General features: G+C 67.3%; 22 protein-coding genes. 14 read left to right on the top strand and 8 right to left on the bottom strand.

Translation table 11 applies throughout. The features are described 5' to 3' along the window. Position 1: 1 nt before the first annotated feature. Positions 2-1,162, bottom strand: coding sequence for a methionine adenosyltransferase (gene metK / locus V6X63_RS03780; RefSeq protein WP_367967247.1), 1,161 nt, complete (start codon positions 1,160-1,162; stop codon positions 2-4). A gap of 130 nt (positions 1,163-1,292) precedes the next feature. Between metK and tkt the strand changes: the two genes are divergently transcribed. The 4 genes from tkt to pyk all read left to right on the top strand — a co-directional run bounded on the left by tkt (position 1,293) and on the right by pyk (position 6,988). After that, a complete protein-coding gene (tkt, locus tag V6X63_RS03775; RefSeq protein ID WP_367967246.1) occupies positions 1,293-3,293 on the top strand; it encodes a transketolase in 2,001 nt (666 codons plus the stop codon). Between the two features lie 63 nt (positions 3,294-3,356). Continuing rightward, positions 3,357-4,367, top strand: a complete 1,011-nt coding sequence (gap, locus tag V6X63_RS03770) for a type I glyceraldehyde-3-phosphate dehydrogenase (RefSeq protein WP_367967245.1) — start codon at positions 3,357-3,359, stop codon at positions 4,365-4,367. Next, complete coding sequence (locus V6X63_RS03765) at positions 4,367-5,536, top strand: phosphoglycerate kinase (RefSeq protein ID WP_367967244.1); 1,170 nt, start codon at positions 4,367-4,369, stop codon at positions 5,534-5,536. Before gap ends, V6X63_RS03765 begins: the two co-directional genes overlap by 1 nt. Positions 5,537-5,548: 12 nt before the next feature. Then, the gene (gene pyk, locus V6X63_RS03760) at positions 5,549-6,988 is read left to right on the top strand and encodes a pyruvate kinase (RefSeq protein WP_367967243.1); all 1,440 of its coding nucleotides are present in this window, start codon (positions 5,549-5,551) and stop codon (positions 6,986-6,988) included. Here pyk and V6X63_RS03755 read toward each other — a convergent pair. Further along, positions 6,985-7,872, bottom strand: coding sequence for a phosphoribosylaminoimidazolesuccinocarboxamide synthase (locus tag V6X63_RS03755; RefSeq protein WP_367978175.1), 888 nt, complete (start codon positions 7,870-7,872; stop codon positions 6,985-6,987). The genes pyk and V6X63_RS03755 overlap by 4 nt on opposite strands. Positions 7,873-7,929: 57 nt before the next feature. Beyond that, positions 7,930-9,417, bottom strand: a complete 1,488-nt coding sequence (locus tag V6X63_RS03750; protein ID WP_367967241.1) for a cryptochrome/photolyase family protein — start codon at positions 9,415-9,417, stop codon at positions 7,930-7,932. A gap of 100 nt (positions 9,418-9,517) precedes the next feature. On the opposite strand from V6X63_RS03750, the gene V6X63_RS03745 reads away from it, so the two are divergent. Together V6X63_RS03745 and V6X63_RS03740 are read left to right on the top strand one after the other, a co-directional pair. Next, a complete protein-coding gene (locus V6X63_RS03745; protein ID WP_367967240.1) occupies positions 9,518-10,294 on the top strand; it encodes an SDR family NAD(P)-dependent oxidoreductase in 777 nt (258 codons plus the stop codon). Then, the gene (locus tag V6X63_RS03740) at positions 10,291-10,725 is read left to right on the top strand and encodes a nuclear transport factor 2 family protein (protein WP_367967239.1); all 435 of its coding nucleotides are present in this window, start codon (positions 10,291-10,293) and stop codon (positions 10,723-10,725) included. The genes V6X63_RS03745 and V6X63_RS03740 overlap by 4 nt, the downstream gene beginning before the upstream one ends. Here the strand turns inward: V6X63_RS03740 and V6X63_RS03735 are convergent. From V6X63_RS03735 to V6X63_RS03720, 4 genes are read right to left on the bottom strand one after another with little or no spacing between them, the layout of a single operon-like run. Beyond that, entirely contained in the window at positions 10,722-12,002 is a 1,281-nt protein-coding gene (locus V6X63_RS03735) for an MFS transporter (RefSeq protein ID WP_407826386.1), read from the bottom strand. The two genes, V6X63_RS03740 and V6X63_RS03735, sit on opposite strands and share 4 nt — an antisense overlap. Before the next feature lie 41 nt (positions 12,003-12,043). Continuing rightward, on the bottom strand, positions 12,044-13,258 hold the full coding sequence (locus V6X63_RS03730) for a class I SAM-dependent methyltransferase (RefSeq protein ID WP_367967237.1): 1,215 nt from the start codon (positions 13,256-13,258) through the stop codon (positions 12,044-12,046). Further along, positions 13,255-14,034, bottom strand: a complete 780-nt coding sequence (locus V6X63_RS03725; protein WP_367978174.1) for a DUF1365 domain-containing protein — start codon at positions 14,032-14,034, stop codon at positions 13,255-13,257. Before V6X63_RS03725 ends, V6X63_RS03730 begins: the two co-directional genes overlap by 4 nt. Next, the gene (locus V6X63_RS03720) at positions 14,034-15,374 is read right to left on the bottom strand and encodes an NAD(P)/FAD-dependent oxidoreductase (protein WP_408022301.1); all 1,341 of its coding nucleotides are present in this window, start codon (positions 15,372-15,374) and stop codon (positions 14,034-14,036) included. Before V6X63_RS03720 ends, V6X63_RS03725 begins: the two co-directional genes overlap by 1 nt. Positions 15,375-15,488: 114 nt before the next feature. Between V6X63_RS03720 and moaB the strand changes: the two genes are divergently transcribed. From moaB to trpC, 8 genes are read left to right on the top strand one after another with little or no spacing between them, the layout of a single operon-like run. Beyond that, complete coding sequence (gene moaB / locus V6X63_RS03715) at positions 15,489-16,001, top strand: molybdenum cofactor biosynthesis protein B (RefSeq protein ID WP_367967234.1); 513 nt, start codon at positions 15,489-15,491, stop codon at positions 15,999-16,001. Continuing rightward, positions 16,001-16,600: a TetR/AcrR family transcriptional regulator gene (locus tag V6X63_RS03710; protein WP_367978172.1), complete on the top strand. Its 600-nt coding sequence runs from the start codon at positions 16,001-16,003 to the stop codon at positions 16,598-16,600. Before moaB ends, V6X63_RS03710 begins: the two co-directional genes overlap by 1 nt. 23 nt (positions 16,601-16,623) lie before the next feature. Beyond that, the gene (rpe, locus tag V6X63_RS03705) at positions 16,624-17,301 is read left to right on the top strand and encodes a ribulose-phosphate 3-epimerase (RefSeq protein WP_408022300.1); all 678 of its coding nucleotides are present in this window, start codon (positions 16,624-16,626) and stop codon (positions 17,299-17,301) included. Beyond that, positions 17,298-17,999, top strand: coding sequence for a phosphoglycolate phosphatase (locus tag V6X63_RS03700; RefSeq protein WP_367978170.1), 702 nt, complete (start codon positions 17,298-17,300; stop codon positions 17,997-17,999). Before rpe ends, V6X63_RS03700 begins: the two co-directional genes overlap by 4 nt. Continuing rightward, entirely contained in the window at positions 17,996-19,486 is a 1,491-nt protein-coding gene (gene trpE / locus V6X63_RS03695; protein WP_367978169.1) for an anthranilate synthase component I, read from the top strand. Before V6X63_RS03700 ends, trpE begins: the two co-directional genes overlap by 4 nt. Positions 19,487-19,499: 13 nt before the next feature. Beyond that, on the top strand, positions 19,500-20,093 hold the full coding sequence (locus V6X63_RS03690) for an anthranilate synthase component II (RefSeq protein ID WP_367978168.1): 594 nt from the start codon (positions 19,500-19,502) through the stop codon (positions 20,091-20,093). A 17-nt stretch (positions 20,094-20,110) separates the two neighbouring features. Next, positions 20,111-21,139: an anthranilate phosphoribosyltransferase gene (trpD, locus tag V6X63_RS03685; RefSeq protein WP_367978167.1), complete on the top strand. Its 1,029-nt coding sequence runs from the start codon at positions 20,111-20,113 to the stop codon at positions 21,137-21,139. Continuing rightward, entirely contained in the window at positions 21,136-21,942 is an 807-nt protein-coding gene (gene trpC, locus V6X63_RS03680) for an indole-3-glycerol phosphate synthase TrpC (protein WP_367978166.1), read from the top strand. The genes trpD and trpC overlap by 4 nt, the downstream gene beginning before the upstream one ends. Here the strand turns inward: trpC and crp are convergent, their stop codons facing one another. Beyond that, entirely contained in the window at positions 21,943-22,581 is a 639-nt protein-coding gene (gene crp / locus V6X63_RS03675; RefSeq protein WP_367978165.1) for a cAMP-activated global transcriptional regulator CRP, read from the bottom strand. Positions 22,582-22,613: the final 32 nt, after the last annotated feature.

Below are 22,613 nucleotides of genomic sequence, written 5' to 3'. Positions count from 1 at the left end.
GTTACAGGCCCGCGGCGCTGCGCAGGGCCTCCGCCCGATCGGTCCGCTCCCACGGGAAGCCGTCTTCCTCGCGGCCGAAGTGACCATAGCTGGCCGTCGGCCGATAGATGGGGCGGACCAGGTCCAGCATCTTCAGGATGCCATACGGGCGTAGATCGAAGTGCTCGCGCACCAGTTCCACGAGCCGGGCCTCGGAGACGCGGCCCGTGCCGAATGTGTCGACGAATACCGACATCGGCTCGGCCACGCCGATGGCGTACGCGAGCTGGATCTCGCACTTTTCGGCCAGACCGGCGGCGACGATGTTCTTGGCCACGTAGCGGCAGGCATAGGCCGCGGAGCGGTCCACCTTGGATGGGTCCTTGCCCGAGAAGGCCCCGCCGCCGTGGCGCGACATGCCGCCATAGGTGTCGACGATGATCTTGCGGCCGGTCAGGCCGCAGTCACCCACCGGTCCGCCGATCACGAACTTGCCCGTGGGGTTGATGAAGAACCGCGTCCGGTCACTGATCCAGTGCCCGGGGATCACCGGCCGGATCACCTCCTCCATGAGCGCTTCCTTGATGTCGCTCTGGGAGACCGTGTCGTCATGCTGGCTGGACAGGACGATCGTATCCACCGCCACCGGCTCGCCGTCCTCGTAGACGAAGCTGACCTGGGACTTGGCATCCGGCCGCAGCCACGGCAGGACGCCACGGTGGCGGATATCGCTGTGGCGCTTGACCAGTCGATGCGCGTAGGTGATGGGGGCCGGCATCAGGACGTCCGTCTCGCGGCAGGCATAACCGAACATCATGCCCTGGTCGCCGGCGCCCTGCTCCTCCGGATCGGCCCGGTCGACGCCCTGGTTGATGTCCGGGCTCTGCTTGCCGATGGCATTGAGCACCGCGCAGGTGGCGCCATCAAAGCCCACCTCGGCGCTGTCATAGCCGATGTCCAGAATGGTCCGGCGGACCAGATCCTCCAGATCGATCCAGGCCGAGGTCGTGATCTCGCCGGCGACGATGACCATGCCTGTCTTGACCAGGGTCTCGCAGGCCACCCTGGCCGCCTGGTCATCCGCGAGAATGGCATCGAGGACCGCGTCGGAGATCTGGTCCGCGACCTTGTCCGGATGCCCCTCGGAGACCGATTCGGAGGTGAACAGATACTGGTTCCCCATTGCTGGCAGTGCGCTCCCTGTCGCCGGCACAAAAACTCGCACGATTGTACAGTCGGTTGCCTGCATGCGGGAAGTTCTGGAGAATTGCCGCCCACATAACCGCTTGGATCTGCCCCGGAGAAACCGCCCCATGTCCAGCCGCCGCCAACTCGCCAACGCGATCCGCGCCCTCTCCATGGATGCCGTCCAGCAGGCCCAGTCCGGGCATCCCGGCGCGCCGATGGGTATGGCGGATATCGCCGAGGTCCTGTGGAACGATTTCCTCCGGCACAATCCGGCCAATCCACACTGGCCTGATCGTGATCGATTCGTCCTCTCCAACGGCCACGGCTCGATGCTCATCTATTCGCTGCTGCATCTGAGTGGCTATGACGTGCCGATGGATGCGCTGCGCAACTTCCGTCAGCTCGAGTCGGGCACGCCGGGTCATCCGGAGGTGGGTGACACGCCGGGCGTCGAGACCACCACGGGGCCGCTGGGACAGGGGCTGGCCAATGCAGTGGGCATGGCGCTCGCCGAGCGTATCCTCGCCGGTCAGTTCAACCGCCCCGGGCATACCCTGGTGGACCATCATACCTACTGCTTCCTCGGCGACGGCTGCCTGATGGAAGGCATCTCCCATGAGGCCTGCTCGCTGGCGGGCACCCTTGGCCTTGGGAAGCTCATCGGCATCTACGACGACAACGGCATTTCCATCGACGGCAAGGTGCGGGGGTGGTTCACCGACAATACGCCGGCCCGGTTCCGAGCCTATGGGTGGCATGTGGTGGAGGAGGTCGATGGCCACGATGCCGAGGCCATCCGCGCCGCCATCGAACAGGCCCGGGCCGTGACCGACCGGCCCTCGCTGATCTGCGCGAAGACCACCATCGGATTCGGTGCGCCCAATGTCTGCGGTACGCATGGCGTGCATGGCGCGCCGCTCGGCGATGACGAGATCCAGGCGAGCCGGGAGTTCCTGGGCTGGGCGCATGGCCCATTCGAGATCCCCGATGACATCTACGAGGGCTGGGATGCCCGTGCCCGCGGGTCCGCGGCGGAGGTCGAGTGGCGCGAGACGCTGGCGGCCTACCGCGAGGCGCATCCGGAGTTGGCCGCCGATTTCGAGCGGCGCATGGCCGGCGAACTCCCCGAGCACTTCGCCGAGCATGCCCGGGCATTCATCGAAAAGGCTCAGGCGGAGGGCAGGGACGATGCCAGCCGCAAGCACTCACAGGCCGTGCTGAACGGTTTTGGTCCCCATCTGCCGGAGCTGGTGGGCGGATCAGCGGATCTCACCGGGTCGAATAATACCTGGTGGGCGGACTGTACCGCCGTCTCTGCCGAGGATGCCGACGGCAACTACCTCTTCTATGGAGTGCGTGAATTCGGCATGACCGCCATCATGAACGGGCTGGCCCTGCACGGCGGTATCATCCCCTACGGCGGGACATTCCTCGTGTTCTCGGACTATGCCCGCAACGCCGTGCGCATGGCGGCGCTCATGGGTGTTCGCAGCATTCTCGTCTACACCCATGATTCCATCGGTCTGGGCGAGGACGGGCCGACGCATCAGCCCATCGAGCAGTTGCCGAGCCTGCGGCTGATCCCCAACCTGGACGTCTGGCGACCATGTGATCTCACCGAGACGGCGGTGGCCTGGCAGGCCTCGCTGGAGCGCACCGACGGCCCCAGCGCACTGGCGCTGTCGCGGCAGAAGCTGCCCCATCAGCCGCGTCAGGATGACGAGATTGACGCGATCCGCCGGGGCGGCTACGTCCTGCGTGAGCCCGGCGCCGTTCCGGAGGCGATCGTCATGGCCAGTGGCTCGGAGGTGGGCATGGCGGTGGCGGCGGCGGAGGCGCTTGAGGCGCGCGGTCACGCCGTCCGCGTCGTCTCTGTTCCCTGCCTGGAGCGCTTCCTGGCGCAGCCGGCGGACTACCGCGAGGCCGTCCTTCCGGCATCCGTTCAGGCACGGGTCGCCGTGGAGGCGGCCGCGTCCGACAGCTGGCGGGCCCTGGTGGGCAGCGAGTCGGGCCTGGTGGGGCTGCGGCATTTCGGTGCATCGGCACCTGGCGACACGGTCTACGAGCATATGGGGCTGACCACCGAGGCAGTGGTGGCGGCCCTGGAGCAACAGCTGGCGAACTGAAGCCGCCGGCGTTCATCACGACACGATCAGCGAAGATCAGAGTAATAATCAGGAGTCGACAACATGGCGATCAAGGTTGGAATCAACGGCTATGGCCGCATTGGCCGTAATGTGCTGCGTGCGATTTACGAGGCGGGCCGCAGTGATGAAATCCGGGTCGTGGCAATCAACGACCTCGGTGATGCCGACACCAACGCCCATCTGACCCGCGTTGATACCGCGCACGGCCGCTTCCCCGGGACGGTCGAGGTGCGCGACGGTAACCTCGTGGTCAACGGCGACGAGATCAAGGTGCTCGCCGAGCGGGATCCGGCCAGCCTCCCCTGGGGTGAGCTGGGCGTCGATGTGGTGATGGAGTGCACCGGGCTGTTCGCCAGCAAGGAGAAAGCCTCGGCCCACCTCCAGGGCGGCGCGAAGAAGGTGCTCATTTCCGCGCCGGCCGGCAAGGATGTCGACGCGTCGGTGGTCTACGGCGTCAACCACGATGTGCTGCGGGCGGATCACACCATCGTCTCGAATGCCTCCTGCACCACGAACTGCCTGGCGCCGCTGGTCAAGCCGCTCAACGATGCCATCGGCCTTGAGCAGGGTCTGATGACCACGATCCACGCCTATACCAACGACCAGGTGCTCACCGACGTCTACCATAAGGATCTGCGCCGCGCCCGCAGCGCGACGATGTCGCAGATCCCCACCAAGACCGGTGCGGCCGCGATGGTCGGCCTGGTGCTCCCGGAGCTGGATGGACGCCTGGATGGCTACGCCATGCGGATTCCCACCATCAACGTCTCCAGTGTCGATCTGTCCTTCATCGCTTCGCGGGACACCTCGGTGGAAGAGGTCAACGAGGTCGTCAAGGCGGCCGCGGAGGGCCCGCTCAAGGGGGTGCTCGCCTACAGTGACGGTCCCTATGTCTCGGTGGACTTCAACCATGATCCGCATTCCTCCACCTTTGACGCGACCCTGACCAAGGTCAGCGGCCGGCTGGTGAAGGCCTGCGCCTGGTACGACAACGAGTGGGGCTTCTCCAACCGCATGCTGGATACGGCCCTGGCCATGATGCAGGCCAAGTAATGGCGGTCAGGACACTGGATGATGTCACCCCTGCGAATCAACGGGTGCTGGTCCGCGAGGATCTCAACGTACCGCTCAAGGATGGCGAGGTTGCGGACGAGGCCCGGCTGAGGGCCGCGCTGCCCACCCTCCAGCGCCTCCTCGATGCCGGCGCGCGGGTCATGGTCATGAGCCATCTCGGTCGTCCGAAGGCGGGATCCTTCGACCCGAAGGCCTCGATGGCGCCGGTCGCCCGTCGGCTGGGCGAACTGCTGGGCCAGGACGTGCCGGTGGTGCGTGACTGGCTGGAGACCGATCCGGCACCGGCCGCCGGCGAGCTTGTGCTCTGCGAGAACGTGCGCTTCAACGCCGGTGAGACGGATGACGACGAGGACCTCTCGCGTCGGATGGCCGGGCTCTGCGACCTGTTCGTGATGGATGCCTTCGGTACGGCGCATCGGGCCCAGGCCTCCACGCATGGGGTCGCACGCTTCGCACCGGATGCGGTGGCCGGGCCATTGCTGGCCGCCGAACTGGCGGCCCTCGGCAAGGCGCTGGAGGCACCCGCCCGGCCGCTGGTGGCGATCATCGGGGGCTCCAAGGTCTCCACCAAACTGACCGTGCTCGAGCAGCTCACCGACCGCGTGGATCAGTTGATCGTGGGTGGCGGCATCGCCAACACCTTCATCGCGGCCGCCGGTCATCCGGTGGGTCAGTCGCTCATCGAGGCCGACCTGGTGGATACGGCCCGCGCACTCATGGACAAGGCCCGAGCCGCCGGTGGCGAGATCCCGATCCCGGAGGATGTGGTGGTCGCCGACGAGCTCAGCGAAACCGCCGAGGCGCGGGTGCGCGACGTCGACTCGGTCGGTGACGGCGAGATGATCCTCGATGTTGGCCCGAAGACCGCGGCGGCCTATGCCGAGCGGCTGCGCCAGGCCGGCACCATTGTCTGGAACGGCCCGGTGGGCGTGTTTGAGATCGATGCCTTCGGTGGCGGCACGCGGGCGCTGGCCGAGGCGATTGCCGAGTCCCCTGCCTTTTCCATTGCCGGCGGGGGCGACACCCTCGCGGCCGTGGCCAAGTATGGCGTGAGCGATCGTATCTCTTATATCTCCACGGGTGGCGGTGCCTTCCTCGAGTTTCTCGAAGGGCGCGAGCTGCCGGCCGTGGCGGTGCTGGATCGTTAAGGAGGATCGGTAATGAGCCGTCAGACAAAGATAGTGGCAACGCTCGGTCCCGCCACGACCAGTCCCGAATCGCTGCGTGCCATCGTCGACGCGGGCGTCGACGTGGTGCGCATGAACCTCTCCCATGGCGATCATGACGAGCACCGCGGGCGTGCCGAGGCGCTGCATCAGGCGGCCCAGGATGCCGGCCGGGTGGTGGGCATGCTCTGTGACCTGCAGGGGCCGAAGATCCGTGTTGAGCGTTTCGCCGATGGGCCGGCGGAGCTGGAAGAGGGCGCGGGCTTCTTCCTCGACCCCGAGCTGGGCGGCGACGCCGGCAGTGCCGAGGGCGTCGGCGTTGCCTATGCCGGGCTGCCCGACGATGTGGCCCCGGGCGACATCCTGCTGCTCGCCGATGGCCTGATCCGGCTCCGGGTGGAGCGGATCCAGGGGACGCGCATCCACACCACGGTTTTGGTGGGCGGTACGCTGTCGGATCGCAAGGGCATCAACCGCCTGGGCGGCGGGCTCTCGGTGCGGGCGCTCACCGACAAGGATCGAGTCGATATCAAGCTTGCCGCGGAACTCGAGGCCGACTATGTGGCGGTGTCTTTCCCACGCGATGGCGCGGATATCGACGAGGCCCGCTCGCTACTGCGTGACGCGGGTGGTCATGGCGGCATCGTCGCCAAGATCGAGCGCCATGAGGCGGTGGATGCGCTGGCGGAGATCATGGAAGCCGCCGACGCGGTGATGATCGCCCGTGGCGACCTGGCCGTGGAGATCGGCGATGCCGAGTTGCCCGGCGTGCAGAAGCGCATCATGCGCATGGCCCGCGAACGCGACTGCGTGGTCATCACCGCCACACAGATGATGCAGTCGATGGTCGACAACCCGATGCCCACGCGCGCCGAGGTGCTGGATGTGGCCAACGCCGTACTGGATGGCACGGACGCGGTCATGCTCTCGGAGGAGACGGCCATGGGCCAGTTTCCGGCGGAGACGGTGGCCGCCATGGCGCGCGTCTGCGTGGGGGCAGAGACCTACGCCGACGAAACGCGGCCGATGGCCGGTCTGGCGCCCGGAGTGCACTTCGATCGCATCGACGAGGCCATCGCCAAGACCGCCATCACCACCGCCAACAGCCTCGGGGCCAAGGCGATCGCCGCCATGACCGAGTCGGGCGCCACCGCCATGTGGATGTCGCGCATTGGGACCGACATTCCCATCTATGCGCTCTCCGAGCAGCCGCGCACGCGGCGCAAGGTGACCCTTTACCGTGGTGTGAACCCGATCAGCTTTGACCCCATGCAGCGGGAACATGACGCGGTGAACCGCGAGGCCGTCGCCGAGCTTCAGAGCCGGAACGCCGTCAGTGGCGATGATCTGGTGGTCATCACCAAGGGCGACCTTGCCGGTGTCCGGGGTGGCACCAACGCCCTCAAGGTGGTTCGGGTCAACGAGATCCTCTAGCGCCGCAGGCGCTGTTCCGCCTCACGGTACTTGTCCGCCGTCTGCTCGATGATCTCATCGGGCAGGCGGGGGGCGGGCGGTGTCTTGTCCCAGTCCAGGGTCTCGAGGTAGTCCCGGACGAACTGCTTGTCGAAGCTCGGCGGTGAGCTGCCCGGCCGGTAGGCATCGGCCGGCCAGAAGCGGCTCGAGTCGGGCGTCAGGGCCTCGTCGATCCACACCAGATCGCCGGCGGCATCAAGGCCGAATTCGAACTTGGTATCGGCGATGATGATGCCGCGATCCCGCGCATAGCGGGCGGCCTCGGTGTAGAGCGTCAGGGTGATGTCGCGCAGCTGTTCCGCCATATCGCGGCCCAGTTCACGGACCACGGCGTCGAAGGCGACGTTCTCGTCATGGCCGCCGACTTCGGCCTTGGTGGAGGGCGTGAACAGGGGCTCGGGCAGGCGGTCCGCCTGGCGCAGGCCAGCGGGCAGCGGGATGCCGCAGAGATGGCCGCTCGCCTGGTAGTCCTTCCAGCCCGAACCAATCAGATAGCCCCGGGCGATGGCCTCAAAGGGCAGCGGCGCCAGGCGACGGACCACCACTGCCCGGCCGGCCACCTGCTCGCGTTCTTCCGGATCATTCAGCACCGCCTCCAGGGGCAGATCGAGGCACTGGTTGGGGATGGCACCGGCCAGCCGATCGAACCAGAAGTTGGACAGCCGGGTCAGCACGGCGCCCTTGCCGGGAATGGGATCGGGCAGGATGACATCGAAGGCGGAAAGCCGGTCGGTGGTCACCACCAGCAGGATCTCGTCATCCACGGCATAGACATCACGGACCTTGCCGCGCTGGAGTAGCGGCAGACTGGTGATCTCGCTCTGGTAAAGGCGCTCGGGGGACACGACGGGCTCCTGGTGGCCGGGTTATCGAAGGCGGATGATATCAGGCCAGAAGGAGACTCAACTCGGCTTCTTGATCTGCTCGAAGGCGGCCAGTGCCGCCTGGCGGCTCGCCTTGAGATCGACCATGGGGTGCGGGTAATCCACACCCAGGGTCAGCCCGGCGTCGGCGAGCACCCCGTCCGGCGCCTGCCAGGGCGCATGGCGGTGTCTGGCCGGGAGCCGGGCCAGCGCCGGGATCCACCGGGCGACGTAATCGCCGCTGGCATCGAAGCGCTCGCCCTGACGGACCGGGTTGAAGACCCGGAAATAGGGCGCGGCATCGGCACCGCTGCCGGCCACCCACTGCCAGCCGAGGCTGTTGCTCGCCAGGTCGGCATCCACCAGCGTGTCCCAGAACCAGGCCTCACCATCCTGCCAGGGCAGCCGCAGGTTCTTGACCAGGAAAGAGCCCACCACCATGCGTACGCGGTTATGCATCCAGCCGGTGGCATAGAGCTCACGCATGCCGGCGTCGACGAGCGGGATACCGGTCTCGCCGCGCTGCCAGGCGCCAAGCAGCCGTCCGCCGGGGTCCGCCTGCCAGGGGAAATCGGCGAATCGGGGGTTGAGGGGTGCATCGGGGAAGTCGGGATGGTGATAGAGCACATGGTGCGCGAATTCCCGCCAGCCGATCTCGGCGAGGAAGGCCTCCGCACCATGCAGCAGCCCGTCCTCGGCGCCGTGCCGGGCGAGGGTGGACTGCACTGCCTGCCAGATCTGTCGCGGCCCGATCTCGCCGAAATGCAGGTGCGGTGACAGGCGCGAGGTCCCGGCGACCGCCGGCAGGTCGCGGCCCTCGTCATAGGCGGCCAATGCCGCCTCGAGGAAATCCTCAAGCCGCCGGGCGGCGCCGCGCTCGCCGGGCTGCCAGCGCTCCCGCAGGCCGCCCGCCCAGTCGATCCGCGGCAATAGCTGCAGGGCCGTCAGCGGCGCGTTGCCCTTGTCCGACGGCTCAAGGGCGCCGTTGAGCCCTTCAATGCCGGCGGGAGCCGTCAGATGCCCGGGGATCGGTAAGGGCGCCATTGGCTCCGGGTGTCTGCGGCAGGCGCGCCAGAACGGCGTGAATGCCTTGTAATCGCCGCCGGTGCCGGTCTGTACCGTCCAGGGCTCATGCAGCAGGGCGGCATTATGGCTATGGACCTCAAGCCCACGGGACCTGAGTTGCTGCTTGATGCCTTTGTCACGGCGGATGAGTGCCGGTTCGTAGAGGCGGTTCCAGTGCACCGCCTCGGCACCGGTCGCCTCGATGACCGACTCCAGCGCCGCGAGGCTGTCCCCATGCCGGATCACCAGCGGTACGCCGCGGGCGGCCAGCTCGCTGGCGAGCGCCTCCAGACTGTGATGCAGCCACCAGTTGCTGGCTTCCCCCGGCGCCCAGGCGCCGGCCTCGTCGGGCGCATGGATGTAGACCGGAATCACCGGTCGGCCGTCCTGAGCGGCGGCGCTGAGGGCGGGATTGTCGGCGAGGCGCAGGTCGCGCCGTATCCAGTAAAGGGCCGGGGCCATGTCGGGCGCTCCTCGTGGCGGATCGCGGAGTCGTTGGCGGATTACCGTGGTCAGACCGTAAGATTGTACGCACAGGTAACTCAACGGCACAGGATGGCCCATGGCGGCAGAGATGACAGACGGCGGACGGGTGGCACTGATCACGGGCGCAAGTGCCGGTATTGGCCGCGCACTGGCCATCAAGCTGGCCCGGGACGGCTGGCGGGTGGCGGTATCCGCGCGCCGCGAGGAGGCGTTGCGGGCGATCGGTGAGGAATACACCGATCTGGCCGACCGGCTCCATCCCTACCCCCTCGACGTGACCGATCCCGAGGCCTGCCAGCAGGTCTTCAATGCGGTGGAGGCCGAGATCGGCGAGATCGACACGGTCATCCTCAACGCCGGGGATTACGATCCGATGACCCTGGACGCGTTCGATCCCGCGCTGTTCCGGCGCCTGGCCGAGGTCAACTATCTGGGGGCGGTCAATGGCGTGGGCGCGGCGCTGGGCCCCATGCGGGCGCGCGGCCGTGGCCAGATCCTGGTCACGGCCAGTCTCTCGGCCTATCGCGGCCTGCCGCAGGCCGCGCCCTACGGCGCCAGCAAGGCGGCCGTCCTCAACATGGCCGAATCCCTGCGTCCCGCCCTGATCGGGACCGGCGTGAGCCTGCGGGTGATCAACCCCGGGTTCGTGAAGACGCGGCTGACCGAGAAGAACCGCTTTCACATGCCCCAGCTGATCACCCCGGAACAGGCGGCCGACTACATCCATCGCGAGATCGATGATGCCGGCTTCGAAATCATCTTCCCGAAACGTTTCGCCTGGACGCTGAAGCTGCTGCGGCTGCTCCCCTATCGGCTTTACTTCGCGCTGACCCGCCGCATGGTGCAGGCATGACGGCCCTGCAGCGCTACGGGGAATTCTTTTCGGCCATGCAGCCGGAGGATCTCGACCGCCTTGATGCCGTTTTCGTCGAGAACGCGCGCTTTCGGGATCCTTTCAACGAGGTGAACGGCATTGGTGGTATCCGGGCGGTGTTCGAGCACATGTATGCCAATTGCGCCGAGGCCCGCTTCGAGGTGCTCGAATCGGTGGGTGATGAACGGCTGGGGTACCTGCGCTGGCGGCTGCATTTCAGGCTCAGGCGTGACAAGGCGCCCCGCCGTCCCCTGGAGGGCGTCTCCCGGGTGGTTTTTGCCGAGGACGGCCGTGTGCGGGAGCATGTCGACTACTGGGATGCCGCTGGTGAGCTCTACGAGCAGTTCCCGGTGATCGGGGGGCTGATGCGCTGGTTGCGATCACGCCTTGCCGTGGACTCGGGGGGCTAGGGGGGCGTCATTCCGCCCGGCGCTCCCTCCACATCGTGGACCCGGGCCCTCGTCGCGAGCTGGGCCCGGCGGTCATGGGGAAAACGCCACATCAGGCCGGTGGCGGCGAGTTTGAAGGCGATGGGCACCGCGCCGTAGAAAAGCGCCAGCGCCAGTGTGCCATCGCGGTCATCGACCTGCGTGGCGTCAAAGCCGGACCACTGGAGCAGCGGGAAGGCGATGCCGACGGCCAGCGCGAGGGCCAGCTTGGTGGCCATGTTCCAGATCCCGAAATAGAGACCGGTGCGCCGGCCACCGCCACCCGCCGTGTCGAGATCGACCAGGTCCGCCTGGATGGCGGCCGGCAGGGCCATGTCGACGGCCACACCCACACCCGAGAGCACGCAGATCAGCAGGAACGCCCAGGTGTCCCCCGGGCCCAGGAATGGCACCCAGGCAAACACCAGCGACGTCCAGAGCATCGACAGGGCCCAGGCCCGGTGCTTGCCGATGCGTCGGGACAGCCACAGCCAGCCGGGCAGGGCGAGGATGCCCACCACGAAGTAGACCAGCAGCAGCGGACCCGTCCAGGCCTCGGCACGCAGTACATGGGCGACGAACAGCGTGAACAGTGAGGCCGGCAGGCCGTTGGCCAGCCCATTCATGACGTAGGCCGCCACCAGGCGCAGGAATGGCCGGTTGCGCCGCAGCAGCCGCCAGCCCTCACGCCAGCCGACCGGGTGCGAGGGCAGATGGTATTCCGGCACCCGCCAGAGGGTGAGAATCACCACCGGTGGCAGCACCAGGACCAGCAGCCAGGCGAGCCCCGCGAGCGTGGCGGCATCGGCTCGACCGGCACCGACCACCGTGGGCCAGGCGATGGCGAGCAGTGTGCCGGCCAGCATGAACCCTTCGCGGCTGGCGGTCAGGCTCGCGCGTCGGTCGTAATCCTCGGAGAGCTCCGCCCCCCAGGCCGTATAGGGCAGCGACATCAGCGTCCAGCCCAGGTAGGCGGCCAGCCCCCAACCCAGGAGATAGCCGACTCCCACCGCTTCCGGTGGCCTGAACAGCGCCCAGGCACTGATCAGCAGCAGGGGCATGCCGGCGGCGATCAGCGGCCGTCGGCGTCCCCATCGCGTGTGCAGCCGGTCGCCCAGGCTGCCGATCAGGGGGTCGGTGATGACATCCCACAGCCGGGCCACCAGGAGCGCGGTGCCGACCGCCGCGAGGCCCAGGGTCTCCCCATAGAACCCGGGCAGAAAGATGTACATGGGCACCCCCATGACGGCCAGCGGCATGGCGGGCAGGCCGTAGAGGAGGATCCCGCCGCGCCCGAGGCTCACGGCCGGCGCAGCAGGACGCGTTTGACGTCGATGCTGCCGGTGCGGAAGCCGGCGTAGCAGTAGGCGAGGTAGTAGCGCCACATGTTGATGAAGTGTTCGTCAAACCCCAGCCGGTGAATCTCTGGCAGGGCCCGGACGAAGCGGGCGTCCCACTGTAGAAGCGTGGCGGCGTAATGCTGGCCGAGCCCGGTGGATTCCATCACCGCAAGGCCGGCATGCTCGCTCTCCTCGGCAAGCCTGCGCGGGGTCGGCAGCATCCCACCCGGGAAGATGTAGCGCTGAATGAAATCGGGCCGCCGGCGGTATTCCTCGAATCGCTCTTCGGCAATGGTGATGCCATGCAGGCCGATATGCCCGCCGGGGCGCACCCGGTCGTGCAGCATTCGGAAATACGCCGGCCAGTATGCCTCGCCGACGGCCTCGAGCATCTCGATTGACACGGCATGGTCGAACCGGCCGCGGGTGTCGCGGTAGTCCTCCAGTCGAAGCTCCACCTGCCCGGCGAATCCGGCCTCGGCGATGCGTCGACGGGCCCAGGCCAGCTGCTCGGTAGACAGAGTCAGCCCGGTGACCCGCATGCCGCGCTGCGCAGCCGCCATGGCAAAGCCACCCCAGCCGCAGCCGATCTCCAGGATATGCTCGCCGGGTCGGGCGCCGAGGGTGTCGAGCAGCTGGTCGTACTTGTTCTGCTGGGCCTCGGCGAGGGGCTGGTCGGGATGCTCGAAGATCGCCGCCGAGTAGGTCATGGTGTCGTCCAGCCAATGCCGGTAGAACTCGTTGCCGAGGTCATAATGCGCGGCGATGTTGCGGCGGCTGCCGCGCTGGGTGTTGCGGCGACCGCGATGATGCAGCGCGAGTCGCAGCCGATGCAGCCATGAGGGCTCCATGCGGCGCTCGAAGGCGTCCTCGTTGCGCAGCATCAGTTCCAGCAGATGAGCGGTGTCCGGGCTGGACCACTCGCCGGCCATGTAACTCTCGGCGAAGCCCACTGAACCGCGGGTGGCGATGCGCGCGACCATGCGGCCGGGCCGATGGAGCCGCATGACGCCGGTGGGTCCGGCCTCGGCGCCCTGGATCAGGAAGGGCTCGCCACCGGGCATCTGGCCTTCCATGCGGCCGCGCCTGAGGCGGCTGAACCAGCCGAGGAGGATCCGCCCGGCCAGCGGCAGTGGAGAGGGCAGGTCGACGACCGCCTGCTGGGTGCTTGTCATTGGCTGATCTCCGAATCCGGCGGCGCCGGGCGGCGGTGGAATCGACCACCCCGGAGCCAGATCTTAAGCGCCTGCCAGTGAATGGCGGCGATCACCTTCAGCGTCAACAAGGGTACCGTGAGCGCCACGCGGAGCAAGCCCCGATCACCACCCCGGCATCGTTGACCGGACTGCACGGCGATCAAGGCCGGCTGGTCTGGATCCTCCGCATTATGCCAGTTCACCGTAGCGCCGTAATGCGCCGCCGGCGCCTGCAGACGGAACCGGTAGTGGCCCTCCCTCGGCAGGAAGGGCGAGACGTGGAAGACCTTGCCGGCCTGGTCGCGCAGGCGCTCCGGCAGCGCCGCGCCGTTGTCATGCAGCAGATAGCCGTGCCAGTCGCCAAAGGTGTTGCGTACCTCGCAGAGCACCGCCCGCAGGCTGCCGTCGGCGTGCCGGCAGAACCACAGCGTCAGTGGGTTGAAGACATAGCCGAGCACCCGTGGGTAGCAGAGGATCTGCACACGGCCGCCGTCCAGATCAATCCCGGCCGCCGCCAGCTGCTCATCAATCCAGGGGCGCAGCGGCGCGCCATCCTTGGGGCCATGATCGCGGTCATGGAAGCCGATCAGGTTGAAGCGGTTGTGCGAAAAGAGCCGATATCGCCGGTCGGCCTCGTCGAGGCGGTCAATGTCCAGCAGCAGGCTGAAGACGCGATAGGCAAACCGATAGCGTGGTGGGATGCGCCGCTCATGGACGAGGCGCCCGGTGTAGATGATGAGGGCGTCATCCTGCATCAGGGGGTGGCGCCGGCCCCCAGCGGGGCGGGCGTGTTCAGCGGGACATGCGAGTCGGCCGCCCTGGCGTCGCCGGCCCAGGGCGGCGGTGCGCCGAGCCGTTCGGCGACCCGGACCGCGCTGCTGAAGGCGTCCTCATGGAAGCCATAACCATGATAGCTCCCGCAGTACCAGATGCGGTCGACGCCCTGGATCCCGGGGAGCGCTGCCTGGGCGGCCACCGCTGCCTGGTCGAAGACCGGATGGTCATAGCGCTGGCGCCGGATGACGGTCTCCGGCGCCGGCTGCCGCAGGGGGTTCAGCGTGACCATCACATCGGTGTCGGTGGCGAGTGATTGCAGTCGGTTCATCCAATAGGTCACCGAAACGGGCTGTCTCCCATCGACGCTTCGTGCGGTGAGATGGTTCCACGACGACCAGACCGCCCGACGTTTCGGCATCAGCGCGGGATCGGTATGCAGCCAGGCGTCATTGGCCTGGTAGCCGAACGCCCCCAGCAGTCGCGCCTCGGCCTCGCTCGGCTGGTCGAGCATGGCCAGGGTCTGATCGCCGTGGGCGGCCATGACCACCGCGTCGAACTCGCCGAGCTCGCCGGCATCGCCGGCAAGGCCGACGCCGGATGCCAGACGCCTGACCGAGCGCACCGGGGTGCCGGTGTGGACATGCTGGATGGCCGGTCTCATGCGCTGGATGTATTCGCGGCTGCCGCCGGCGACCGTGCGCCACTGCGGACGGTCCTGGAGCTGGATGAGCCCGTGGTTGTAGAAAAAGCGCAGGAAGGACCGCGCCGGGAATCGCAGCATGATGTCCTGTGGGCAGGACCATATCGCCGCACTCATGGGCAGCAGGTAGTAGCGCCGGAACGCGTCGCCCATCCCCAGCTCATCGAGGAGTTCGCCCAGGCTCTGATGGTGACTGCGGCCGCTGGCCAGCCGCTCGTTGGCCTCGCGGTTGAAGCGCAGGATATCCCGCACCATGCCCCAGAACCGGGGGCGAAACAGGTTGCGGCGCTGGGCGAACAGCGTCCCCAGGCCGCTGCCCGCATACTCCAGGTCGATGTCCGTGGCGGCAAACGCGAAGGACATGTCCGACTCGCGCGTGGGCACGTCGAGATGGCGGAAGAGCGCCGAGAGCTGGGGATAGTTGGGTTCGTTGTAGACGATGAAGCCGGTGTCCACAGGGATCTCACCCTCGGGCATCCCGCAGGCAACGGTGTTGCTGTGGCCGCCAAGGCGGTCATTGGCCTCAAAGAGCGTGACCTCATGGCGCTGCGAGAGCAGCCAGGCCGCGCCGATGCCAGCCACACCGGCGCCGACGACGGCGATCTTGCGGGATTCCATGCGATGACCCATGCGTTCGACTGAGTCGTCCATTGTACAGGCTTGGTGGCCCGGCAGCGGCGCGTTATCTTGATATCCAACAAGCCCGACCCATTCCCTTTACCGGAGTGCCCCGTGAGCGCAGAGCGCGATTTTGTTCCCCTGGACCTGGCCATCCTCACCATTTCGGATACGCGTGGGCCTGCCGATGACCGCTCGGGCGACACCCTGGCAGATCTTGCCAGCACCGCCGGGCACCGTGTCGCGGCGCGGGACATCGTCATCGATGACCGCTACGAGATCCGCCGCATGGTCTCGGCCTGGATCGCCGATGCATCGGTGCAGGTCATCATCACCACCGGCGGGACGGGGTTCACGGCGCGGGATGTCACCCCCGAGGCGGTCCGGGTGCTGTTCGACCGTGAGATACCGGGATTCGGCGAGCTGTTCCGGCAGATTTCCCGCGAGACCATCGGGACATCCATGCTGCAGTCCCGGGTCGTTGCGGGAATGGCCAATGGCACCCTGATCGCCGCACTGCCCGGGTCGACCGGGGCCTGTCGCGACGGCTGGAACGGCATCCTGGCCGACCAGCTGGATGTCCGACATCGTCCCTGTAACCTGGCCGAACTGGCGATCGGCGTCTGATGCCCGTGGCCCAGGGGCGGCGGCGTCCGCGCGGGGAGGCCCGTCGCCGCATTCTGCGTCTGGCGGCGAAGTGGCTGCAGCAGCGCGGCTATCATGGTTTCAGCTTCGGGCAGATCGCCGATGCCCTGGAGATCCAGAGCGGTGCCGTGCACTACCACTTTCCGTCCAAGCCCGATCTGGTCACTGCGGTCTTCGCGGGCTACCGCGTCGAATTCGCCTGGTGGCGGGAGCAGATGGACAGCAGCCGTTACGGGCCACTGGAGCAGGTCGGCCGGTTCCTCGATCTGGAGGCCCGCAACATCGAAGGCGAACGGGTCTGCCCGCTGGGGGTGGCCGGGGTGGAATACGCCAGCCTGCCGGCCCAGGCCTGTGCCGAGGCGGAAGGCCTGCGGGACGATCTCGCCGAGTGGCTCACCGGTTTGCTGGAGACCGGTCGCCTTGAGGGCACCCTGGACTTCCCCGGCGATGCCAGCGACCAGGCAAGGGCGATCATGGCGGCGGCGCAGGGGGCGCTGCAGCTGGTCCGCCTCCATGGCCGCGACGATTTCGCGGCGGTGCGTCGAGCCATACTCGCGGGGCTGACGCCGCGCGGCGTCTGATTCGGTGGTCTGCTAGAATTTCAATCATGCAAGATCTCATCATCGCCCCCTCCATCCTCGCCGCCGATTTCGCCCGGCTGGGCGAGGAAGTCGACCGGGTGCTGGCCGCCGGGGCCGACTGGGTCCACTTCGATGTCATGGACAACCACTATGTGCCCAATCTGAGCTTCGGGCCGGTGGTCTGTCAGGCGCTTCGGCGTCATGGTGTGAGCGCGCCCATTGACGTGCACCTCATGGTGCGGCCGGTGGACCGGATCATTCCGGACTTCGCCGCCGCCGGGGCCAGCCTGATCAGCTTTCACCCCGAGGCGAGCGACCACGTCGACCGCAGCCTGCAACTGATCCGCGATCAGGGTTGCCAGGCGGGGCTCGTGTTCAACCCGGCGACGCCGCTGGACTGCCTGCGCTATGTCACGGACAAGGTCGACCTCATCCTGCTCATGTCGGTCAACCCCGGGTTCGGCGGTCAGCAGTTCCTGCCCGGCACCCTCGACAAGCTGCGTGAGGCCCGCGCCCTCATCGATGCCCAGTCGCATCCGGTCCGGCTGGAGGTCGATGGCGGCGTTGGACCGGACAATATCGATGCGGTGGTGGCGGCCGGCGCCGATACGGTCGTGGCCGGGTCAGCGATCTTCGGTAAGCCTGACTATGCCGCGGTGATCGCCGAGATGCGTGAGCGGGCGGCACGGGCCGAGTCGTGACCCTGTTCTTCCCCGACGCCGTCCTGTTCGATCTTGACGGCACGCTGGTGGACAGCGCGCCCGATCTGGCCACCGCGGTCAATCGGACTCTCGCCGATCTCGACCGCCCGGCAATCGATGAAGACCGGGTCCGCGACTGGATTGGCAATGGGGCCCGGCGGCTGGTCGCCCGGGCACTGGCCGGCCGGCGCGGGATCACCGCCGAACCGCCGCAGACCGAGGTGGCACTGGCGCGTTTCTTCGTCCACTACCGTGACTGCCTGTGCGAGCGCAGCATCCTGTATGCCGGCGTAGCGGACGGGCTCGCCCGGCTGGCGGCGCTGGATCTGCCGCTTGCTGTCGTGACGAACAAGCCCGGCGCCTTCACCCAGCCGCTTCTGGAGGCGCTGGGCATCGCCGGGCGCTTCGCCACCCTGGTCAGTGGTGACACCCTCGCCGTCAAGAAACCCGATCCGGCACCGCTGGTCCACGCGGCGGAGGCCCTGCGGGTGGATGTCCGGCGTTGTCTGTATGTGGGGGACTCCGCAGCGGATCGCGATGCGGCCCATGCCGCCGGTGCCCTGCTGGTGCGGGTGCCTTACGGTTACCCCGGCGACGATGCTATCTTTGCCGCGCATCCGGCAGCGCTGACCCTGACCGTTCCGGCGCTGGCCGAGCGACTGGCAGCGCTGTCACGGCCCAACCGGATGGCTCCATGAACCAAGACACCATCGAACAGTATGCCCGCGAGGGCTTCAACCGCATCCCCCTCGTCCGCGAACTGCTCGCCGACCTGGATACGCCGCTTTCCACCTATCTGAAGCTGGCGGCCTCGTCCGGGAGCTATCTCTTCGAATCCGTCCAGGGCGGTGAGAAGTGGGGCCGATATTCCATCATTGGTCTGCCCTGCCGGCGACAGTACCGCGTCCACGGCCACCGGATCGAAACGTGGGTGGACGGCAGACTGCAAGCCGAAGAGGTGGTTGATGATCCGCTGGCGTGGGTGGATGCGCGTCATAAGGCGGTGAGCGCCGCGCCACCGACGGACCGGCCCGGTCTGCCGCGCTTTCTGGGCGGCCTCGTGGGCTATTTCGGTTATGACACGATCCGCTACATCGAGCCGCGCCTGGCCGATTGCCCCAACCCGGACACCCTGGGCGTTCCGGACATCCTGTTGATGGAATCCGAAGAGGTTCTGGTCTTCGACAATCTGGCCGGTCGGTTGTATCTGGTGATCAACATCGACCCGTCCGAGGCGGGTGGACTGGCGCGGGGCGAGGCGCGCCTGTCGGCGCTCGCCGAGCAGCTGCGCGGCGAGGCGCTGGCCTATGCGCGGCCCACACTGCCGCGACTCGTCGCCGAGGAGGATTTCGACTCGTCCATTGGCCGCGATGACTACGAGGCCGTGGTCGAGCGCATCCGGCAGTATATTGTGGATGGTGACTGCATGCAGGTCGTGCCGTCGCGGCGCATGAGCGCGGATTATCATGGGCGGCCGCTCGACCTCTACCGCGCACTGCGCTGTACCAATCCGTCCCCCTATCTGTTTTTCCTCGATTTCGGTGACTTCCAGGTGGTGGGCTCATCGCCGGAGATCCTCGCCCGTCTCGAGGAGGGTGAAGCGACGGTCCGCCCCATCGCGGGAACACGGCGGCGCGGGGCGACCGCCGGGGAGGATCGCGAGCTCGAGTCCGATCTGCTGAGCGATCCCAAGGAGCTGGCCGAGCACCTGATGCTCATCGACCTGGGGCGGAATGATATCGGCCGGGTCAGCGAGCTCGGTTCTGTGCGGGTCACCGATCGCATGACCATCGAGCGCTACAGTCATGTGATGCATATCGTCTCCAACGTGACCGGACGGCTGCGCGAAGGACTCGGGCCCATGGACCTTCTGCGCGCGACCCATCCCGCCGGCACCCTGAGTGGTGCGCCAAAGATCCGCGCCATGGAGATCATCGACGAGGTCGAACCCGTCAAACGGGGTGTCTACGGCGGTGCCGTGGGCTACCTGTCCTGGTCGGGCAACATGGACACGGCGATTGCCATCCGCACGGCGGTCATCAAGGACGGCCGGGTGCATGTCCAGGCCGGTGGCGGTGTGGTGCACGATTCCGATCCGGTGGCGGAGTGGGAGGAGACCGTGAACAAGGGGCGCGCGCTGTTCCGCGCGGTGGCCATGGCCGAAGCCGGCCTGGACCAGAGCTGAGCAGGGGGACGCCATGCTGCTGATGATCGATAACTACGACTCGTTCACCTACAACCTGGTGCAGTATCTGGGCGAGCTGGGCGCCGACGTGGCGGTTTATCGCAACGACGCGATCACTGTCGATGAGATCGAGCGCCTGCGGCCGGAGCGCATCGTGCTCTCCCCGGGGCCCTGCACCCCGAACGAGGCGGGCGTGTCGCTGGAGGTGGTCCGACGCCTTGCCGGTCGTCTGCCGATCCTCGGTGTCTGCCTGGGTCACCAGGCGATTGGCCAGGCGTTCGGCGCCGACGTCATTCATGCCGGGACCGTGATGCATGGCAAGACCTCATGGGTGCATCACCTCGACCGGGGTGTGTTCCAGGGACTGCCCGAGCCGCTCGAGGCGACGCGCTATCACTCGCTGGTGCTGGATGCCGGCACGCTGCCGGAATGCCTGGAGATCACCGCCTGGACTGAACTCGAGGGTGGCGGCATGGAGGAGATCATGGGGATTCGTCACCGTCACCTTGATGTCGAGGGGGTGCAGTTCCATCCGGAGTCGATCCTCACCCGCACGGGGCATGATCTGTTGCGCAATTTCCTGGCCCGGCCGGCGGCCGCGGCCTGACAGGGGAGGAGATCAGAATGGAAATCCAGGCAGCCATACGCCGGGTCATGGACGGGGGCGATCTCGGCGAGGCCGAGATGACCGCGGTCATGAGGCGGATCATGACCGGCGAGGCAACCCCCGCGCAGATCGGTGGTTTCCTGATCGGGCTCGCCATGAAGGGCGAGACCGTCACCGAGATCGCCGCGGCCGCCCGGGTCATGCGCGAACTCGCGGTCCATGTGACGGTGGATCGTGACCATCTGGTGGATACCTGCGGCACCGGCGGAGATGCCCGGGGGACGTTCAACATCTCCACGGCGACGGCGTTTGTGGTGGCCGCCGCCGGGGGACGCGTGGCCAAGCACGGCAACCGCTCGGTCTCCAGCGCCTCAGGCAGCGCCGACCTGCTGCAGGCCGCCGGCGCCAGCCTGGATCTTGACGCCGAGGCCGTGGCCAGCTGCATTGATGCCGTTGGCGTCGGCTTCATATTCGCGCCGCAGCATCATCTCGCCATGCGCCACGCCATCGGCCCGCGCAAGGAAATGGGCGTGCGCACGGTCTTTAATCTGCTGGGGCCGCTGACCAACCCGGCGGGTGCACCGAATCAGCTGCTTGGCGTCTATGACGAGCGCTGGGTCCGGCCCGTCGCCGATGTGCTCCGGACGCTGGGCAGCGAGCGGGTCATGGTGGTCCACTCGGAGGATGGCCTCGACGAGATCAGCATCGCCGCGCCGACCCGGGTCGCGGAACTGCGTGACGGCGAGGTGCGGGAATACCGCATTCGACCGGAGGACTTCGGCCTTCCGTCGGCCTCGCTGGAGCCCCTGCGGGTGGAATCCGCCGAGCGCAGCCTCGAGATGATCAAGGCCATCTTCGATGGACTGCCCGGGCCGGCGGCCGACCTGCTGGCCCTGAATGCGGGTGCGGCAATCCATGTCGCCGGGCTTGAGGATCACCTCGGTGATGCCGTCAAGCGGGCTGGCGAACTGCTGGCCAGCGGCGCGGTCCGTGAACGCTTTGATCGATTCGTCGCCACGAGTCGTCGTCTGGGAGACCCGGCATGAGCGGTAGTCACGATACGCCGGATATCCTTCGTCGCATTCTGGCCCGAAAGGCCGAGGTGGTGGCCGAGCGCAGCGAACAGGTGACGCTGCAGGCCCTCGCCACCCGCGTCGAGGAAGCTCCGGCGCCGCGCGGCTTTCGGGCGGCGCTGGAGACGCGGATCGCCCGTGGGGAGGCCGGCGTCATCGCCGAAATCAAGAGGGCCTCGCCCAGCAAGGGGGTGCTGCGCGACCCCTTTGATCCGACGGCCATCGCCCGCAGCTACGAGCGGGGCGGCGCCAGCTGCCTGTCGGTGCTGACCGAGGCGGATTTCTTTCTCGGCGCGGACGAGCATCTTCAGCAGGCCCAAGCCGCCTGCGACTGCCCGGTGGTTCGTAAGGACTTCATCTTCGATCCCTATCAGGTCTACGAGGCCCGGGCGCTGGGCGCCGACTGCATCCTGCTGATCGTGGCGGCACTCGGCGACACCAGGCTGCGCGAACTGCACGCCCTCGGCGAGTCACTCGGCATGGATGTGCTTGTCGAGGTGCATGACGAGGTCGAGCTCGAACGCGCCCTGGCCCTCGAGGCCGCGCTGGTGGGAATCAATAATCGCGATCTGCGGACCTTCGAGACCGATATCGAGACCACGATGCGGCTCGCGGACCGCGTACCCGCATCGGTGAGGCTTGTCACCGAGAGCGGCATCCACACCGCGGAAGAGGTGGCCACCATGCGTGCCTGCGGTGTTCACGCCTTTCTGGTGGGTGAGGCGTTCATGCGGGCCGAGTCCCCCGGTGACAGGCTCGCCGAGCTGTTCGGCTGATCAGCGCGCCTCGTGGACGACGATGGTCCGGCCACGGGCCGAGATCAGCCGGTCGGCCTCCATGTCGCGCAATACGCGGCCGACCATTTCCCGTGAGCAGCCCACCAGTCGGCCCAGTTCGATGCGGGTGATCCTGAGCTGCATGCCCTCGGGGTGGGTCATGGCATCAGGCTGTTGAGCCAGCTCGCGCAGGGTGGCCTCGACACGCCCGCGCACGTCCTCGAACGCGAGGTCGCGGAAACGCCGGCTGGTGTCCCGCAGTCGTCTCGTCATCTGCTCGACCACCGGATGCAGGATGTGCGGATGCGCCGTCTGGAGTCGCGCGAACCGCTCGTAGCTGATCTCGGCGAGCTCACAGGTGTTTCGCGTCCGAATCCAGGCGCTGCGCATCGGTGCATCGCCGAACAGGCCCACCTCGCCGATGAAGTCACCGGGATTGAGGTAGGCGAGAATCAACTCCCGACCATTCTCGTCCTCCTCCATCACGCTCACCGAGCCGCGGAGAATGAGGTAGAGACGATCGCCGGACGTGCCCTGATGGACGATCGTTGAGCGGGCACGGTAGCGGCTGCGCCGGCAGTGGCGCAGCAGTTCGACAATGGCCGGGCGCTGAAAGAATCGAACGCTCTCGGGTGACATGTAACCTCCCTGTCGCCTGAAAGATGGGTTTT

Source organism: Spiribacter onubensis (assembly GCF_040838425.1).
GTDB lineage: Bacteria > Pseudomonadota > Gammaproteobacteria > Nitrococcales > Nitrococcaceae > Spiribacter > Spiribacter onubensis.
This window is presented reverse-complemented; position numbering and strand designations above follow the sequence as displayed.

Excerpts from the sequence above, each read along its gene's own strand:
- metK (WP_367967247.1), bottom strand. The coding sequence starts at position 1,162 with ATGGGGAACCAGTATCTGTTCACCTCCGAATCGGTCTCCGAGGGGCAT.
- tkt (WP_367967246.1), top strand. The coding sequence starts at position 1,293 with ATGTCCAGCCGCCGCCAACTCGCCAACGCGATCCGCGCCCTCTCCATG.
- gap (WP_367967245.1), top strand. The coding sequence starts at position 3,357 with ATGGCGATCAAGGTTGGAATCAACGGCTATGGCCGCATTGGCCGTAAT.
- V6X63_RS03765 (WP_367967244.1), top strand. The coding sequence starts at position 4,367 with ATGGCGGTCAGGACACTGGATGATGTCACCCCTGCGAATCAACGGGTG.
- pyk (WP_367967243.1), top strand. The coding sequence starts at position 5,549 with ATGAGCCGTCAGACAAAGATAGTGGCAACGCTCGGTCCCGCCACGACC.
- V6X63_RS03750 (WP_367967241.1), bottom strand. The coding sequence starts at position 9,417 with ATGGCCCCGGCCCTTTACTGGATACGGCGCGACCTGCGCCTCGCCGAC.
- V6X63_RS03745 (WP_367967240.1), top strand. The coding sequence starts at position 9,518 with ATGGCGGCAGAGATGACAGACGGCGGACGGGTGGCACTGATCACGGGC.
- V6X63_RS03740 (WP_367967239.1), top strand. The coding sequence starts at position 10,291 with ATGACGGCCCTGCAGCGCTACGGGGAATTCTTTTCGGCCATGCAGCCG.
- V6X63_RS03735 (WP_407826386.1), bottom strand. The coding sequence starts at position 12,002 with ATGCCGCTGGCCGTCATGGGGGTGCCCATGTACATCTTTCTGCCCGGG.
- V6X63_RS03730 (WP_367967237.1), bottom strand. The coding sequence starts at position 13,258 with ATGACAAGCACCCAGCAGGCGGTCGTCGACCTGCCCTCTCCACTGCCG.
- V6X63_RS03725 (WP_367978174.1), bottom strand. The coding sequence starts at position 14,034 with ATGCAGGATGACGCCCTCATCATCTACACCGGGCGCCTCGTCCATGAG.
- V6X63_RS03720 (WP_408022301.1), bottom strand. The coding sequence starts at position 15,374 with ATGGAATCCCGCAAGATCGCCGTCGTCGGCGCCGGTGTGGCTGGCATC.
- V6X63_RS03710 (WP_367978172.1), top strand. The coding sequence starts at position 16,001 with ATGCCCGTGGCCCAGGGGCGGCGGCGTCCGCGCGGGGAGGCCCGTCGC.
- trpE (WP_367978169.1), top strand. The coding sequence starts at position 17,996 with ATGAACCAAGACACCATCGAACAGTATGCCCGCGAGGGCTTCAACCGC.
- V6X63_RS03690 (WP_367978168.1), top strand. The coding sequence starts at position 19,500 with ATGCTGCTGATGATCGATAACTACGACTCGTTCACCTACAACCTGGTG.
- trpD (WP_367978167.1), top strand. The coding sequence starts at position 20,111 with ATGGAAATCCAGGCAGCCATACGCCGGGTCATGGACGGGGGCGATCTC.
- trpC (WP_367978166.1), top strand. The coding sequence starts at position 21,136 with ATGAGCGGTAGTCACGATACGCCGGATATCCTTCGTCGCATTCTGGCC.
- crp (WP_367978165.1), bottom strand. The coding sequence starts at position 22,581 with ATGTCACCCGAGAGCGTTCGATTCTTTCAGCGCCCGGCCATTGTCGAA.